We start from the raw sequence: 15,578 nt of genomic DNA on the forward strand, positions 1-15,578 counted from the left end.
GATCGGTGAGACGATCCAATCATTAAAACGAAACGTCTCCTTATGCAAGTGGCAGTGATTGCTGGCGAACGGGACGGCGTAAGCCGGCTGGGCGGCTTTCATAAAATTGCAGAATGAACGCATGTACCTTTCTCGATCGTCCAATTTTTCATTGGGGGCGTCCAGATATTCGTGAGAGAGTCTTGCGTTAGCGGAACTGTGGCTTCTGAAAACAAAGTCGATCTTGGGATGGTCTTTCAGAAGTCTTTTCAGTGGAAGACCGATGATTTTGCAATCGTTGGCGTTGAGCAACGTCACTCGACGAGAGGAAACGACAACGGCCGAGTCCGTGAAAACCCCAAACAGGTAAGGGGTCAGACAAAAATCTTCCGACAGCCTATAGGCAGAGCTGTCGGGAATTTCCGTGACATTCCTGAAGCCGATCGAATGCAAGTCTCGCTTCATTCGGTTGTATCGGTCCTTGGGAATCAACATCGGCGTCTCACGGCTGAATTTTCGCAACGACGGGCCATGAAAGTGATCCCAGTGAATATGGGTTAGATAAATATACGTGGGCTTGAGTGACGCCGGGTCGATGGAAACTTCAGGAAAATTCCACCACGATCGCCAGTAGCAGCTCCCGACCATCCACGGATCGATTACGACCGAGCAGCCATTGTGCTCAACTTGTAATCCGGCATGAGAAAGGACCGTAAATTTCATCACTGCTACCTCATTGTACGCATGGAGCGTTAAGGCCTCGTCTTCACATTTGTTGGCTGGCGAAACGGTCCCCTGCTCAGAGCGAGGATCTGCTCCTCCGATAACATCTTATAGAAATAGACGCTGATGCCCGTCCGAGGCCATCGTTCTTGTATCATCGAAGCCGTCTCGGCCAGCCATTTCCCATCCCGCGAAAAGTGTTCCTGGCCCGGGGTCATTTCTTCCAGAACGGAGACGTTGGAAATGATTAGGGACAGCGCATCCGGATTTTTCAGTTTTGTTCTGAGCGATTCGGTGAGCTCCACATTAATCTTCCGGTAATAATCCATCCGGAACAGGACGTCAACCAGCCCTTGGTTCACCCACTCAATACTGTTCTGGCCTTGATCCAGCCCGGCCACGCCAGGGATGGCGTCGACGCTGATCAGAGCCCGGGGGTTGATGGCCCTCACCCGCCCCGCAATCGTTTTCACCATCGACGTCACGGCTTGTTCCTGGAATTCAAGCAGCGCGGGGAAGCGTCCCGGCGTCAGTTTAAACGCAATCGAATCGAGGGTCAGATCTCTTCCATATTTCTTTTTATAGGCTTCCTTGCAGGACACGCTTGCGCAAAGGCCCATCGTACGGACATAATCGAGATTAATCCCGTCGACGTCGTATCGGGCGACGACCTCGGCTACCAGATCGGCAATCAATTGGTGGAGCCGCGGATCGTGGACGTCGAAGGCATCCTCAGGCGTCCCGGGACTGGCCAGTTCCGGGAGAAGGTCCGACTGCCGAAGAACCACAGTGAACCACGGATGGATTTCGATCCCCATCTCATGGGCTCTTCCAATCAGGAATCGAAGAGGGTCATCATCTTCGATCGGGCGACCCGCCAGATCGGGATCCCACCGCGAAAGACGGGAAGAGGGCCACTTCACACCGCGGCCATGCCATATACATGGAATGTATACGTTGAATCCGGCTTCCTTGATCCGTTTGAGGGTTCGATCCGCCCCTTCCCGGGTAGCCCATCCGCTCCCTTCGTCGAATATCGCCCGCTTCCCGGAAAAGTTCATCTCGGCATACGCCGGTATGGAAAAGACCACGCTCAGAAGAATTGCAAGAAAGTACACGACAGACAGCAACCGCTTCATTTCGCCGTCTCTCCTCCTCACCGTAAAAGACTCGGAAAACGCCGCTCGGCCGTAAGCGCCGGAGGAAGCGCAAGCCCGCCGGGAAGCTCCCGAGAAAGGGTGGCCTCCTGGGAAAGATCGGGCCGCTCGGCGGCTCGTCCAACTTCTTCACGAACACGCAGACTCAACCCGATAAATCCCCATACGAACCACTGATACCCCGGATAAGAGCTGGGAACCAACCCGATCGCGTCTACCAACCACATCAGAAGGAGCATAAAGGCGGCAATGCTCATCGGGTCAATTTTCGTTCTCAAATTGGAGACGATCGTCCACCCGACCGCTGACAACAAGAAGAGATAGATCATGAGGCCGAAAATCCCTCCATGAAAGAGCATTTGCAGATAATCGTTGTGCGCTCCCACGGCGACTTCTCCCGACCCAAATCCTTTTTTCAGCCAGTTGAATTCCTCCCACCGGGAGATCATCTCTTCCCAGCCATACCAGCGGCCGGCGAAAGTCCGCTCGAGCTTGACTTTCCCTTCAAGCGCCCCGATTTCCTTATGGAACATCTGAGTAATATTGGCCGCAATTTGTGGAGCATAATAGATCCCCAGGATACCCCCGCACAAGATGATCAGAAGGAAGAGGGCTATTTTCTTTTGCAGGAGGGCCCAGGAGGTGACCCACATGACCAACGAGACAACTCCTGCCTTGCTGTAGGCTCCGATCATCGCCACGGTTGAGGCGACGCAATAGGCCAGAACACTTCCCTTGATAAAGAGATTTCGACCACCATAAAGAGCGCCATACAACACCAGCGCGAAAATCGTTTGAAATGCATAGAAGCGCACCGTAAACGCATCATGGTACAATCCAATATAGCGGGTGATACCTTCCGTTGATGCGGACTTCCAGACCGCTCCGGTGGCCATCTGGTAAACACCAATCCCTATTGGAAAAAACCCGGCGACGATCAGCGCCAGTAAGAGCCTCCTCAGGTTCTTTTCGGGATCGTTGTAAAAGAAGGCCTGCACCATGTAGAAGCCCACAAACCCATTTATGTACCGAAGGAAGATGTTCACACCCTCCATGAAACTTTGGTCGTACGCGATGATCATTGAGAATACACAGACATCAACGGCATAAACGATCCATATACTCCTCAAGGGCATCCGACCCAAAGCCCGCTCGGGGCCGACAAATAGCATATGCACAAACACAATCATCGGCGCCAAACCACCCACCAACTCCGGCAAACGGAGCCCGAATAGAAGCGGCTCAAGATAGACCGCATCGACAACCGGCTTCACCATAAATAAAAGAGGAATGCCTGCAATGGGATTGACCGCAAGCGTTATCAGCGCAACAATGGAAAGGCTTATTGCAGACAGCAGTAGCATGATCACCCAAATACGAGCCGATACGACTTTTGAAAGGTCTTGCTCTCACGAATCTCTTTGTCGAGCATGAAGACCATCAGACTCACCATGAACAGGACAGCCAGAAGGGTCAACCAGTAAGACAAGGCCACCCCAAAATGGGACTGCGCGCCCAAGGCTAAACGGAATATCGTCATCTGCGAGAGATAGGATACGAGCGAATACCGGCCCAGGAGCTGCAACCAGTCACTGATCGTCGGAATGGAAGAAAACCACCCATACGAGAGATAAAATACGGCGATGATGCTGGCCACGCCCCACAGATAAACCGGGAGGTTGTCTCGATGAATGTCCAAACCAATGCTGATAAGGAAGTACGCGGCCGCCGCTGAAAGCGCCCCACCGACTGTGAACCACCGTCGGCTCGAACTCGGTCGTATCTCCCACACAAACAACGGCCAAACCGTTACCCCGACGACCATTCCCGCGAGGCCACAAAGAATTATCCATAGATTGCCGGGGACGACGTGGCCCGACCAGGCCAGATATGCCGCGAAAGCGATAATCAAGAGGGCCAAGACCCTTCCCGTGTTTTTTAAATATAGAAAGAAAGGACCGATGAAGAGGACATAGCCGATTCCCAACAGTATTCCAAAAGAGGTAAGCGCCCCGTCTCCGTATAATAAGATCTTCGCCATGGTAACGCCGTCAAAGAGTTGAGAAGCCTGCCGAATTCCGAGCAACACGACAAAAATGTTGAGGGCGCAAAATAACAGAATCATCTTCGCGGCCCTTATCCAAAGGCGCCGAGAGACATTGCGCGCGTCCACTTGAAACCGCAGACGGTAATGGGTCGTGACGATCAGTCCGCAGACAAAAACCCAACTTCCACTCACAAAATCCAGCAAGTCATGGAGAACAAGGAAACGAATGTGGGTGTTGGGGATAAACGACACCCCGGCGTGATAGGCTATCATTCCCAATACGAGCAGGCCTTTGACGAGATCCAATGCCGGATCACGCCCGAGATCGAGGGGGAAGGCATATGGTGATGCTTTCGATATATTCCACCCGGACCAGAGACGTCCAAGCCTATCCTCGCTGGAAACCATGGAAGACGACCTCCGTTCAAAAGAACCATCCGACGGGCCAAGCCCGAACGAGAGAGGAGTCTTTCTCTGGACGATGGCCACGGTCGGCATGGTCTCTCGGCATTGAGAAAAACAATATTTTTTCTCCGTGTCCTTACACCGCGCAGACACAATCCTGCCGCCATACTATACGATGATTGTTATGCCGACGTTATATTCATGTTAAATCTTGCATTGAGGGGAAAGAATGTGTGGCGATCGGGAGTCAGGTGGGTCCGACGCGTTTGCCGTTGCCGATTCCTAACTGGACAGCACCATTGCGTTTCCGGGAACGGTCGGAATCGACGTGTTCGCTATGAAAGGATGGAATTTTCTCCGACTGATCCGGGCCAGGACCTCGACAATGCGTTCTGCAGCCCGTCCATCCCACTTGTCCGGCCGGGCCGTGAGGCTCTTTGTCTGACGAAGCGCCCATTCGAAGCCATTCAGAATGGCCTCCTTCTTGTTACCGACAAGGCGATTGCTTCCCTGACTCACCGTAATGGGCCGCTCGGTATTTTCCCGAAGCGTCAGACACGGGACGCCGAGAATCGTCGCCTCTTCTTGAATTCCCCCGCTGTCCGTCAAGATCAGGTTCGCATGGGAATTGAGGTGGAGGAAATCCAAATAGCTAAGAGGTGAAATCAATCTCACCCGTGACCCCTCTCCATCGAAGAATTCCCCCAGTCCGAACTGATCCAGCCGAGCCCGCGTACGGGGATGACAGGGAAAGATGACCGGAAGGCGAAGGGATATCTCCTGCAAGGCCTCGAAAATCCGGCCCAGTGTTTCGGAATCATCCACGTTGGAGGGTCGGTGAAGCGTCACCACCGCGTAGGGATGGAAGCCCCTTCCATTCTTTAATCCCAGGGTTTCCAAGACGGTCGACTGTTTAGCCCTTTCCCGGTGTTTGACCAACGTATCGATCATGACGTTGCCTACGAAAAAAATCCGCTCGCTCTGAACGCCTTCTTTCAACAGGTGGGCGCCCGCAATGCGATCCGTGGTAAAGAGGTAGTCCGCAATCGCATCCGTCACTTTCCTATTAATCTCTTCCGGCATGGTCATATCGCCGCTCCGGAGACCGGCCTCCACATGCGCCACGGCGATGTTGAGTTTCTTCGCGGCGAGGCTGCAGGCCATCGTCGAATTGACGTCGCCGACGACCAGGACCAGGTCGGGTCGCTCCCCCTCCAGGACCGGCTCGAAGGCCATCATCACCTTGCCGGTCTGCTCCGCGTGTCCTCCCGACCCCGCCTCCAGGTTGATGTCGGGTCGGGGAATCCCGAGGTCCTCGAAAAAGGACTGGGACATGGCATGATCATAATGCTGGCCCGTATGCACCAGGATCGGGTCCATTCTCGGGCGTCGCCCCTTTCCGTTGTGGACTCCGATCGCCTCCAGGATCGGCGCGATCTTCATGAAATTCGGCCGCGCCCCGGCCACTAAAATGATCTTCATCCATCCCTCCGTTACGATTAGATCGCAGGCGACGTTTAAAATAATCCCAGACGGCTCAGGATCCGAAGCCACCTTTTATGGTTCACCAGCCCAAGCCATCCCACGAGGCCGGTGATGAACAGCCATTCGGCGCCCGGGATGGGAACCGAGGATGGCGGGTCCATCTGGCCGCTCAGAACAATATCGACCCCGCCGCCGGTGGTCCCCCCGATCTCTCCGGAACCGGAGCCCGGAGTATCGCCGGTGAGCGATCCGCCAAAAAAGCTCACCGTGCCGAACGATCCCGGGGAAAGGTTCGAAGCCCCCGGGACGCTCCCGTCGCCGGAATTATCCGCCGCCGATGGGTCGGAAACGGGGATTGCGAAAACCGGATTGGGCGCCGAAGTCAGGTCCACCACGGGAGATTTAAATAACGACACATCGCCGATAATCGGGCCGAAATTTTCATTTTCCCACCGGCCGGATCCATATCCGTTGGGGGCAAGGGGTATATAAAAAAGAGCTTTTCGGGGGACCTCTGTCTTATCGCTCAAGGGATCCAATACGGACTCCGGGGTTTCAAGATCCCCCAAAACAGCGACCCATCCCTCTCCGGTCGGACCCGGGCGAACCACCTCGACCAAGGAGGCCTGTGCGATATGAAACGACAAGATCCACAATGTCACCGCGCAGACCAGCACTTTAAGATACATAAAACCACCTTGGCCGGGTCGTCAGGGTATGGCCATCTCCAGTCGACCTAATCAATATCCTTACAAAAGACTCTCCGACAATCGATCGCGATGCCTTCGGCCCAGACCGAGGAAGGCCGCCAAAGCAAAGAGTCCGGTTCCCATCAGTCCCAGTGCGGCCGGAAGCGGAACGGGGGCGACCTCGGTCGTGCCCTGCAGGTTCATGTCGAAGGATGACAGGTCGAAATAAACATGCTGCCAGGAAAGGCTGAACTGACCGGTCCCGGGATCGTAAGTTCCCGTGGCCATGCCCCCGATATTCAGCATCCCGTTGATCTTCGGCCCCGTGATACCGGCAAATAACGATGAAAGGTCCGCCGTAATGGTGGTTCCCGAGACCTGCGCGGACGGCGCGTTGAATAGCCCGTTGGAGGAGTCGGTGAGGATCGAAAAGGTGTGACCGTCAATCATCATCGGGGGAAAAATGTTTGGCGGGGGCTGGAATTGCCCCATCACGATCGTTCCGTTTTGGACAAAATTTCCGTTGATCGACCCGATCGGCCCTAAATCGAGCGAGAGACTCCCCCCGGTGATGTCGAGCTGTGTAACGGTATCCGCCCGAACGGAGGTGCCGTAGACACAAAAAAGGAAGATTAAGGATAGAACGATCAGGATTTTATGAAAACTCATGGCATCTCCCCAAACGTTTCCGCCCGGAGAGAAATTCTCCGGGCGGAATCCATTCTTATCCGAAGATTCTTTTCCAGCCCATGCCGGCCACCCCGACCAGGCCCGTGCCGAACATCAGCATGGAGGTCGGAATCGGCACCGGCGCCGGCATCATGCCGTCGTAGGGATTCACGGCCGTGGTGAGCGTTAATCCGGCGTCCTGCAACGGATTAAACCCGTTTCCATCCAGATCCCACTGGATCGCCAGCGTATTATAATAGGTGGAGGTCACCACCGGATTGACCGAATGGGATGGATCGATCGGGATCGTAAAGATCTGATTCGCATAATCCGCCGGGTCCGCAATCGTGTAGATCACGGAGGTTTGATTATTCCGAAGGGCAAAATCCACCAGGGAACCCCCGGAAAAAGTGTACTGTCCCCACAGGGAATCGGGGCCGTTGGGCGCCAAGGCAATCGGCGTAAAAACGTTGCCGCTGACAAATCCGAAGTCGTACGTCGGCACCGGCAGCGTCAGATCAATATTAAAGGTGGCCACCGCGGGGTTATGATCGGTGCCGTCGACCATCATCACAAGACCCGGGCTGTTCACCACCAGGTCGGCCCAAGCCCGGCCCGATGGGAGGCTTCCCAGGAGACCTAGCAACAACGCCAGCAACGCCATTTTGTTTTTCATCGTTGACCTCGATCAACTTTTCGAGCCTTAAGCCCTGCCGGGGACTTATTACAATCCCCGGCAGGGCCATGGCTGTCGTAAGATCTTACTTTACTGCGCGCAGGGATGCGCTCCGGGCTTGAACGAAACGGGGCCCGCGTCCGCGTTCTTGAAGGTGTACATGTCCGCACCCGCCACCCAGAAATCCCCGGCCGGAAGAAGCGCGATCGTGGAGGAGGACGACGAGTTGGTCACGAAATCGGACGCCAACGCGATTTGATCCGAGGAAATGCCCGGGTCGGAGTAATTGCGCGTATTCAACCGCTCCCCGGCCCAGTAAATATATTCACCGCACTTCACCGTAGCCTTGGGATCGTCCACCAAGTTGGTCCAGATCTGGTAGGTAGAGGTGGTGTCTGGATTCGTGGCCCAAGCGGGTGCGACCGTTAATTGCGTCGCGGCATTGGCTGTGACGGTCGCCGTCTGCCCGGCACCCGTTCCGCCGGTGATCTTTACCGAATAGTTGACCAAACTATTCGTCACCCAATCCTGAGCAGTGTCGTCCAATGTTGTTGAGGTAGCAACGCTCGTAGATTTGCTCGACACGACGATATTGCTCGCCCGGAGACCGTCAAGCTTGATCGGGTACCCGGGAGCCGTGGCCACGCTCACGTCGGCGTCGACGTAGCCGATCCCTCTCGGATGGGCCGGACGGCTCAAGCCCGCATTACCTCTTATGCAGTCCTGGACATCCTGAGTGCTGGATCCAAAGTAGACCCCGTCCGCCGATAGCGTCAGGTTGGTTGATCCGCTCGGGGTCTCCGTGGCGTCTTTCATAACGGTTTCATCGAAAGCCGCCTTGGAACCCGACCCCGCCGCCCGCAGACAGAGCGTGATCGGCGAGGAGGCGTCCGGTGTGCCGGGGGTGGTCACGTCCGTCACCAGGCCCACCTGGGTCCAATCGGTGACGTTCCGGCTGAAGATCGCCTCGATTTCCGTTCGGTTCAGGCCCACCACGGGCTGCAGGACTCCGCCGACGTTTTTCTTGACGTGCTCTCCCACAAGTAACTGCCACGGCACGATGGCGGCCTGGGCGCTGGTGAGCATGCTCTGATCCAGCGGCTTCACGACCGTAGTGACCGGCCCGACCTGATGGAAGGAGCTTCCCGCCACGTCCGCCATTCCCATCGTCATCGGAAGATCTCCGGCGATGATCGTGTTGCAGCCGGTGTATTCATAATACTGCTTGCCGTCCGCCGCCCGGGTCAGCAGGGTCGGCCCGGAGGAGCAGGTGCTGGCCAGATGATCGAGGTAATGCATCAACGAGCGAGAATCGGAGGTCGGATTCTGGAGTTTGAGGACCCCGTCGGAAGAGCCCGTGGCCGAATACCGGAAGATGGTCGGAACGCCGGCCCGAGTCCCGGTCCAGACGTGGAGCTTCCCGGCCGTAATGGTGACCGGGCTCGTGATATTCCCGTTCACGTAGTGAATCGGAAGATTGGGGGTCTGGTCCAGCATGTTCAAGGGAACCTGAGTCATGAACGGGGTGGCCGCGGACGATCCCCCGGTGTTCAATGCCACACAAGACGTCGGTTGCGGCGCCGTGCACTGCTCAACCTGAGCGGACGCCGGAAGGGCGTTCACCCCAATCAGGCCGGCAAGCAACCCGCCCAGAACGGCCGTTTTCTTAAATTTCATCGATCTCATTGAATCTCTCCTTGTTTGTTTGATTCTTATTAATGATTCATCCGGTCTTTTTATCGATTATTTCAGACGGACATAAGATTGCGACGGGCCACTCCCACCAGCCCGATCAACCCCGTGCCGAACAGCACCATGGCGGCCGGAATCGGAACCGGAGCAATCGTGAGCGTTCCATCCGCCAGCAAGGTGGCATGTCCAAACTGGGTGAGGGCGCCGGATGAGTAATCCGCTTCAACGATACTCAGGGTTCCCCCGATCCCCGTCTGCATGGCCACCGGGAAACTGCCGGCCAGCGAGCCGCTCGTGCCGAAATTGCTGGTAAATGAATTGGGGTCGGAAGCGGGCAGAAGCGCCGAGCTGTGGCCGTCCCCCGAACTGAGCGCGGCCCAGACCGCCGCGGTGTTCCAGGCGTTCTGCGGGGCCACTTGCGACAACTGGGACGCCGTATAGCTGGCCACGTCCTGGCTCGACCCGGCCACGAGGAAGGTCGGATCACCCGTGCTCGGATTATAGTAAAACCCGATCAAGGCCCAGGCCGGAGAATTCGTCCCTCCCGCCGCGGTGATATTGGATTGACCCACGTTCAGGGTCGCTCCCGGCAGCAAGGAGCTGGCCTGGCCGAGGTTGTCGATATACTCCGTGTTGTTTCCAAAGACGGCCAGGACGAGGTCGCCCATATTAATATCAACGGCAAAGGCGTTTTCGTTAAAACCCGCGACCAACATGACCGCCAGCGTAAATATCCCAACGACGGTTTGTTTCAACTTCGTTTTATAGTTCATTGCCTTCTCCTTTCCTGTTGTATGGAATGGTTTTTCACTTCTATTTGCCGGCCCGTCCGAAGAGGCTCCCCGGCACCCCCTTTCTCTCAAGCCGCTTCTTCCACGGGTTGAACTTCATTTTCCAACCGGGCTATTATTCACTGCCTAAGTTAAAAACCGATCAAGGCGAAATAAAATGAAGTAATGTTTATCCGCCGATTTAACTTCACCTCCTTCCGAGTTGATCCGGATTTCTGCGTTCGTCATCGGCCCGGCACCCCTTCCTGTCCGACCCGCATCGTTTTTCTTTCCGGCCGGGCCTATCCACTTACCGGGGGCGATTGTCTCATCGCAACGATTAAGGGCCGATCAAGATGAAATAAAATGAAGTAAAGTTTTCTTTCGTAATTACCCTGCGGATTTTATGTACGAGACCCCTCTCCCCGTCGACCGCGATCCGAATCCCGGGGGAACGAGTCGGGCGCGACGTCGGGGGATAGCCCGGAAGACACGGTCCGGGCGGAAGGCAACGGGGTCCGGGAAAAAATTAATGCGCCGCCAAGATTCTGGTAAATCGGAATCAACCCTTAATGGCGGGAGGCCTGAGGGGGCGGGATTGGAACCGGGGAACCGAAATTCTCGGCGTTGGCGCGGCGAAAAAAATTACTTCTTTGTAACACTCTCTTGAGGTTGATATAACAAACGTCGCTTACCCTTACCGGACATTAGATGAATCGCTTCCAAGGCATCACGCAACCTCAATTTCGAGACGGTAACCCAAATGCCCAAGAAGGTTTTGATCATCGAGGATGATCCGGACACCTCCCGCCTCGTCGCCCAGTACCTGACCCGGGAGGGATACTCAGTCGGTACGGCTCCCGACGGGGTCAAAGGGCTGAAGCAGGTCCACGAGGACTTTCCGGATCTGCTGATCCTGGACGTCATCCTTCCCCAGATGGACGGTTTCGAAGTTTGCAAAAAGCTTCGCGGAGACGCGGCCACGTCGCGACTGCCCATTTTGATGCTCACGGCCTTGAACGAAGAATCGGACAAGGTCGTCGGTTTGGAGCTGGGAACGGACGACTACGTCACCAAGCCCTTCAGCCCCAAAGAACTCATGGCCCGCGTGAAGACGCTCCTGCGACGAAACGAACCGCGGGAAGCCGGCCCTTTCCCCTCCATGCACAAATACGGGCCCCTGGTCCTGGACGAGGCCCGTCAAAATGTTAAAGTGGACGGGAAAGGAGTTCACCTCACCTCCAAGGAGTTTGCCCTCCTGGTCCAGCTCTTAAAAAGGAAGGGAAGGGTCCTGACCCGTCAAATGCTCCTCGAAACGGTTTGGGGATATGAATCCCACGTGACCACCCGAACCATCGAAGTCCATATCTACGGGTTGCGACAAAAGATCCCGTTCTTGACCAAGGCCATTCAGACCGTCGTCGCTTCGGGGTACAAGCTTTTGGAGGAAGGAAATCAGGAGGCGGTGTGAGCGATCTTATCCTGAGTCGGGACGCCTCGCGGAACATTTTGGCGGGAGAGAAATGGGTTCACCCCACGGCTCATGCGCACCCCCAGGCCGTGAGGTGAACCCCTCTGTCGAATCGATCCGGTCAAACAATTTCAGCGTGCCGCAATGCCTTGCGCAAACAGCGACAAGGTCCCGTCGATTACCCCTAAATCGGTCAGGCCGCCGTCGCGTTTGATACGGAACATGTCGATCGATCCACGGCCCGGGTCCAGGGCGTAAAGAAAGCGTCCGTTGGCGGCGACGGCCAGGTCCAGAGGATTTAATCCGCTTCCGGCGGCCCCGTTCAGCAGGGACACCCGCCCGCTTCGAGCCGAGAGTTGATATGCGGAAACCGTTCCGCTTCCGGGATTGGCCGTAAAGACATCCCCGCGTCCGTCTCCGACAATCCAGCAGGCCGCCTGCTGCCCGTTGGGCACCGATCCGCTGATCACGTGCAAGGTGTCATCCTTCAGAATCTTATAGGACGAAACCGCGTTCGGGCCGACTTCTACGACCACTAAACGCCCCCGTCGGTCAAAGATAAACCCGAAGGGGGTATTTCCGTTCGAGCTCGATACGACCGGACTCACGGCGGGCAATCCGTCATCGCTCACGGAGTAGACGAAGATCTGACTCCCCGCTTTATCCGTGACGACCAATCGCTCACCGTCTGGATCAAAACCCACCTGGGCGAACGCGCCGGAACCGAGCGCGCGCGTGGAGCTGGCCAGCGGGGTCAATCGACCTTTGTGGCCCAGGGTGAAACCGGTAATGTTCGGAGAGGCCCCGGCGTTCAGGACGTAGACAAGGTCGTGGTTGACGGTCAAACTGACGGGAAAGTCTCCTCCCGAGTCGACTTTTTCAATCCATTTCAGACCGTCCGGCAGGACGCGGAAGACGGAAATTTCATTGCTCCCTCCGTTCACCGCCAACAACCATCGGTTGTCACGGCTCAGAACAAGGGCATTCTGAGAACCCAACGGATCGAGACCGCCGCCGGAACCGGTCCCGCCGGTCGGGATGGAACCCACTTTTGTCAGGATACCGTCCTCGTCCCGGTCAAATACAACCACGTTGTTTCCGTCGGGGGCATTGGTCATGGCATACACCGCACCGGCCGGGCCCTCATCTCGATCATGCGGATTTTCCGCAAAGACCGTTACGGAAGAGATCATCAACATTCCCACACTTAAAACGGTTGCCAGGATTTTTCCGTTCATTCTATTCTCCTTTGTGTATCGCGGTTAACGTGTCGTTTATGCCGTCACGAAAAACGGAGGGTCGCCACTCCAATGGATCCATGAGGCAGGATGGTCTCCGGGGTTATTTATCCATCTCCTTCATCCCGTTCATCTTATTTTCATTCATTTCGTTTCCCTTCATCATCGTATCCCCTTTCATCGTTCCTTCCTTGCCCATCTCTTTTTGCTTCATCATCATTCCCTTTTTCTTCATTTCTTTTCCTTGAGCGATCATCGCGTCCCCCTTCTTGATCATTTGGTCGGCGCTCATTTTTTCGTTCTGCATCATCCCCCCTTGATTTCCTTCCTTCATCACGCTGTCCGGATCCATCGCGAATGCCGAAAGATTCAGGAAAAGCATTCCAAACAACGCCAACATCCAGAACGGGTGATTAATTCTCGTGGCGGTTCTCATGGGTTCCTCCTTTTGGGGTTCGGTTCGCTTTTTCCTCCCGCGCGGGGAAAAAGCGTGTTTCAATTGTTGCGAGGTCATCGTAACGGAGAAATGTGAAGCGGCAATAAAGGAAGGATGAAGATTCGATGAAGATCCGCGCTACGGGTCCGGGACAAACTTCAAGGCGGCCGAATTGATACAATACCGCAGGTAGGTCGGCGGCGGGCCGTCATCGAACAGATGGCCCAGGTGTCCGCCGCACCGCCGGCAATGCACCTCGGTCCGGGGATACAGCAATTTGTAATCGGTTTTCGTCCGGACCGCCGAGTCATTCATCGGCTTCCAAAAACTCGGCCAACCGGTGTGGCTTTCGTATTTTGCATCGGAGGAGAACAGCGGCAGATCGCATCCCGCGCAGCGGTAAACGCCGCGGGCCTTATTTTTGTAATACGCGTTCTTGAAGGGCGGCTCCGTCGCCTCCTTTCTGAGAACATTGTACTGCTCGGCGGTCAGGAGCGATCGCCACTCCTCGTCCGTCTTGATAATCTCAAACGTTTCGTCCGAACCCTCGGCCCGTGCAAACCGGGGCGGGAAAGACACGGCCAGGATTCCGATCCCCATGGTAATGGCCGATTTTAAAAATGCCCTTCGATCCATCGTCCCTCCTCCATGATGATTCGTCCCGGACGGACCAAACACCCCTCAACCGAACGTGAAGGCAAAGAGCTTGACGTCCGGCTGATCAAAAATCAGCTCAATGAGATGATCGCCCCCGTCGCCCGTCGGAAGGGTCACCAGGCTGTAAAGCCTTGAATCGGAAACGGCGACCCGGCCGTCCAGTCCGACATCGTCTCCGCGCGAGTCCCGGGGAATCGGTTCTCCATCCAGGAAAACTTTTGCCGTCGTTCCCATTTTGCCCCCGGCCATCACCAGGTTGAGCTTTGGCGCCTCGAAGCGAAAACGAACCGCGCCCCCGGGGGCCTGGAGCACGGCCGCTTCTTCCTTGATTTTCCACAAACCCGTCAGGGTCCATTGATTGAGACGGAGCGTGGCGGGAGCCGCGTAGGCCGTGACGGCGTCGGGTTGCAGCCTTTGGGAAGATGAAAAATTCTCGGCGCGTCGGTATCCGATGTACGTCTCGGGCGAATGTATTTTGGAAAAATCGACCGAGCCTTTCGGGGCCTCCAGACTCATCGGCCGATGAAGCAGCTTGGCTTCGGATAAAAGGGCCTGGATGGCCCGTTCGGTCTCTTCATAGTTCCCTTCCCCGAAATGTTCTTCGCGGATCCTCCCCTCTGCGTCAATCAAGTAGTGGGCCGGCCAGTACTGATTGTGGTAAGCGTTCCAGGTTCCATACTGATTGTCCATGGCCACCGGATAATGGATGCCGTGGCGGAGGATCGCCCTTCTCACATTGGCTTCCTCTTTTTCGAAACTGAATTCCGGCGTATGGACCCCGACGACCACCAATCCCTCGTCCGTGTACTTTTCGTACCATTGAGTGACATACGGAAGGGTTCGAATACAGTTGATACAGGAATAGGTCCAGAAATCGACCAGGACCACTTTGCCTTTTAAATCGGAGGCGGACAAAGCGGGGGAATTGATCCAAGCCGTAATGCGGGAAAACTCCGGGATCGAACCCAGGACCGGCAGCGGCATGCCTTCGGCCGAGGCCAGGGCGACTCCCGATCGGAAATCGGCGGGGTCCGAATCGCCTTTTCGAATTGACACGGTCCCATTTTTTTCGACCAGTCGTTTTTCAATTTCGTTGGTCACGAAGAGTTGTCCCGGAAGATGGGAAAGGAGCCAGGTATCCAGGTTGAAATAGAGCCCGACGACCGCGGCGAGGGTCAGGGACCCCAGGAGTTTATGAGAGACCGGCCCCCACGCCCGAAAACGTTGCATCCGGCGGGAGACCGTTTGCCCCCCGTACCCGATCAGCAGCATCGGAACGGCGGCCCCGAGAGAATACCCGCCTATCAGGAGCAGTGTATGCGCGATCGATCCCTGAACGGTGGCCAGCGTAATGATGATGCCGAGAATGGGACCCGCACAAGGCGCCCAGATCAGTCCCAGCGAGCCCCCGATCAGCAATGCGTTAAGCCGGCCCGGTTCCGGGCCGAGCCGGTTGATCCCCGTCATTCTTTGCGCAAGAAAAC

The 15,578-nt window shown here is 56.0% G+C and carries 15 protein-coding genes; 1 reads left to right on the plus strand and 14 read right to left on the minus strand.

Annotated elements, in window-relative coordinates:
* The 10 genes from VMN77_08450 to VMN77_08495 form a co-directional block, all read right to left on the minus strand.
* Positions 1-702: MBL fold metallo-hydrolase (locus VMN77_08450; GenBank protein ID HTN43810.1), on the minus strand; the 702-nt coding region annotated here is incomplete at its 3' end.
* A 29-nt stretch (positions 703-731) separates the two neighbouring features.
* On the minus strand, positions 732-1,841 hold the full coding sequence (locus VMN77_08455; protein ID HTN43811.1) for a family 10 glycosylhydrolase: 1,110 nt from the start codon (positions 1,839-1,841) through the stop codon (positions 732-734).
* Between the two features lie 17 nt (positions 1,842-1,858).
* Positions 1,859-3,223, minus strand: coding sequence for a hypothetical protein (locus tag VMN77_08460; protein ID HTN43812.1), 1,365 nt, complete (start codon positions 3,221-3,223; stop codon positions 1,859-1,861).
* 2 nt (positions 3,224-3,225) lie between these two features.
* Entirely contained in the window at positions 3,226-4,212 is a 987-nt protein-coding gene (locus VMN77_08465; GenBank protein ID HTN43813.1) for a hypothetical protein, read from the minus strand.
* Between the two features lie 381 nt (positions 4,213-4,593).
* A complete protein-coding gene (gene wecB, locus VMN77_08470) occupies positions 4,594-5,793 on the minus strand; it encodes a UDP-N-acetylglucosamine 2-epimerase (non-hydrolyzing) (GenBank protein HTN43814.1) in 1,200 nt (399 codons plus the stop codon).
* Positions 5,794-5,828: 35 nt separating this feature from the next.
* The gene (locus tag VMN77_08475; GenBank protein HTN43815.1) at positions 5,829-6,485 is read right to left on the minus strand and encodes a hypothetical protein; all 657 of its coding nucleotides are present in this window, start codon (positions 6,483-6,485) and stop codon (positions 5,829-5,831) included.
* 60 nt (positions 6,486-6,545) lie between these two features.
* The gene (locus VMN77_08480; protein ID HTN43816.1) at positions 6,546-7,154 is read right to left on the minus strand and encodes a VPLPA-CTERM sorting domain-containing protein; all 609 of its coding nucleotides are present in this window, start codon (positions 7,152-7,154) and stop codon (positions 6,546-6,548) included.
* Positions 7,155-7,209: 55 nt separating this feature from the next.
* Positions 7,210-7,830 (minus strand): hypothetical protein, encoded by a 621-nt coding sequence (locus VMN77_08485; protein ID HTN43817.1) that lies wholly within the window; start codon positions 7,828-7,830, stop codon positions 7,210-7,212.
* A 90-nt stretch (positions 7,831-7,920) separates the two neighbouring features.
* Complete coding sequence (locus tag VMN77_08490) at positions 7,921-9,507, minus strand: hypothetical protein (protein HTN43818.1); 1,587 nt, start codon at positions 9,505-9,507, stop codon at positions 7,921-7,923.
* Positions 9,508-9,578: 71 nt separating this feature from the next.
* Entirely contained in the window at positions 9,579-10,295 is a 717-nt protein-coding gene (locus VMN77_08495; protein HTN43819.1) for a VPLPA-CTERM sorting domain-containing protein, read from the minus strand.
* A 760-nt stretch (positions 10,296-11,055) separates the two neighbouring features.
* Here VMN77_08495 and VMN77_08500 point away from each other — a divergent pair.
* Positions 11,056-11,763 (plus strand): response regulator transcription factor, encoded by a 708-nt coding sequence (locus tag VMN77_08500; protein ID HTN43820.1) that lies wholly within the window; start codon positions 11,056-11,058, stop codon positions 11,761-11,763.
* Positions 11,764-11,894: 131 nt separating this feature from the next.
* Here VMN77_08500 and VMN77_08505 read toward each other — a convergent pair whose 3' ends face one another.
* The 4 genes from VMN77_08505 to VMN77_08520 form a co-directional block, all read right to left on the minus strand.
* Complete coding sequence (locus VMN77_08505; protein HTN43821.1) at positions 11,895-13,001, minus strand: beta-propeller fold lactonase family protein; 1,107 nt, start codon at positions 12,999-13,001, stop codon at positions 11,895-11,897.
* A gap of 103 nt (positions 13,002-13,104) precedes the next feature.
* On the minus strand, positions 13,105-13,437 hold the full coding sequence (locus VMN77_08510) for a hypothetical protein (GenBank protein HTN43822.1): 333 nt from the start codon (positions 13,435-13,437) through the stop codon (positions 13,105-13,107).
* Positions 13,438-13,575: 138 nt separating this feature from the next.
* The gene (gene msrB, locus VMN77_08515) at positions 13,576-14,037 is read right to left on the minus strand and encodes a peptide-methionine (R)-S-oxide reductase MsrB (GenBank protein ID HTN43823.1); all 462 of its coding nucleotides are present in this window, start codon (positions 14,035-14,037) and stop codon (positions 13,576-13,578) included.
* An 81-nt stretch (positions 14,038-14,118) separates the two neighbouring features.
* On the minus strand, positions 14,119-15,578 hold a 1,460-nt coding region (locus VMN77_08520; GenBank protein ID HTN43824.1), incomplete at its 5' end, for a cytochrome c biogenesis protein DipZ.

The organism is Nitrospiria bacterium (genome assembly GCA_035498035.1).
Lineage (GTDB): Bacteria > Nitrospirota > Nitrospiria > JACQBZ01 > JACQBZ01 > JACQBZ01.

What these genes read in the sequence shown, in the direction of transcription:
- VMN77_08455 (HTN43811.1), bottom strand. Translation starts at nt 1,841, where the DNA reads ATGAAGCGGTTGCTGTCTGTCGTGTACTTTCTTGCAATTCTTCTGAGC.
- VMN77_08460 (HTN43812.1), bottom strand. Translation starts at nt 3,223, where the DNA reads ATGCTACTGCTGTCTGCAATAAGCCTTTCCATTGTTGCGCTGATAACG.
- wecB (HTN43814.1), bottom strand. Translation starts at nt 5,793, where the DNA reads ATGAAGATCATTTTAGTGGCCGGGGCGCGGCCGAATTTCATGAAGATC.
- VMN77_08475 (HTN43815.1), bottom strand. Translation starts at nt 6,485, where the DNA reads ATGTATCTTAAAGTGCTGGTCTGCGCGGTGACATTGTGGATCTTGTCG.
- VMN77_08480 (HTN43816.1), bottom strand. Translation starts at nt 7,154, where the DNA reads ATGAGTTTTCATAAAATCCTGATCGTTCTATCCTTAATCTTCCTTTTT.
- VMN77_08485 (HTN43817.1), bottom strand. Translation starts at nt 7,830, where the DNA reads ATGAAAAACAAAATGGCGTTGCTGGCGTTGTTGCTAGGTCTCCTGGGA.
- VMN77_08490 (HTN43818.1), bottom strand. Translation starts at nt 9,507, where the DNA reads ATGAAATTTAAGAAAACGGCCGTTCTGGGCGGGTTGCTTGCCGGCCTG.
- VMN77_08495 (HTN43819.1), bottom strand. Translation starts at nt 10,295, where the DNA reads ATGAACTATAAAACGAAGTTGAAACAAACCGTCGTTGGGATATTTACG.
- VMN77_08500 (HTN43820.1), top strand. Translation starts at nt 11,056, where the DNA reads ATGCCCAAGAAGGTTTTGATCATCGAGGATGATCCGGACACCTCCCGC.
- VMN77_08505 (HTN43821.1), bottom strand. Translation starts at nt 13,001, where the DNA reads ATGAACGGAAAAATCCTGGCAACCGTTTTAAGTGTGGGAATGTTGATG.
- VMN77_08510 (HTN43822.1), bottom strand. Translation starts at nt 13,437, where the DNA reads ATGAGAACCGCCACGAGAATTAATCACCCGTTCTGGATGTTGGCGTTG.
- msrB (HTN43823.1), bottom strand. Translation starts at nt 14,037, where the DNA reads ATGGGGATCGGAATCCTGGCCGTGTCTTTCCCGCCCCGGTTTGCACGG.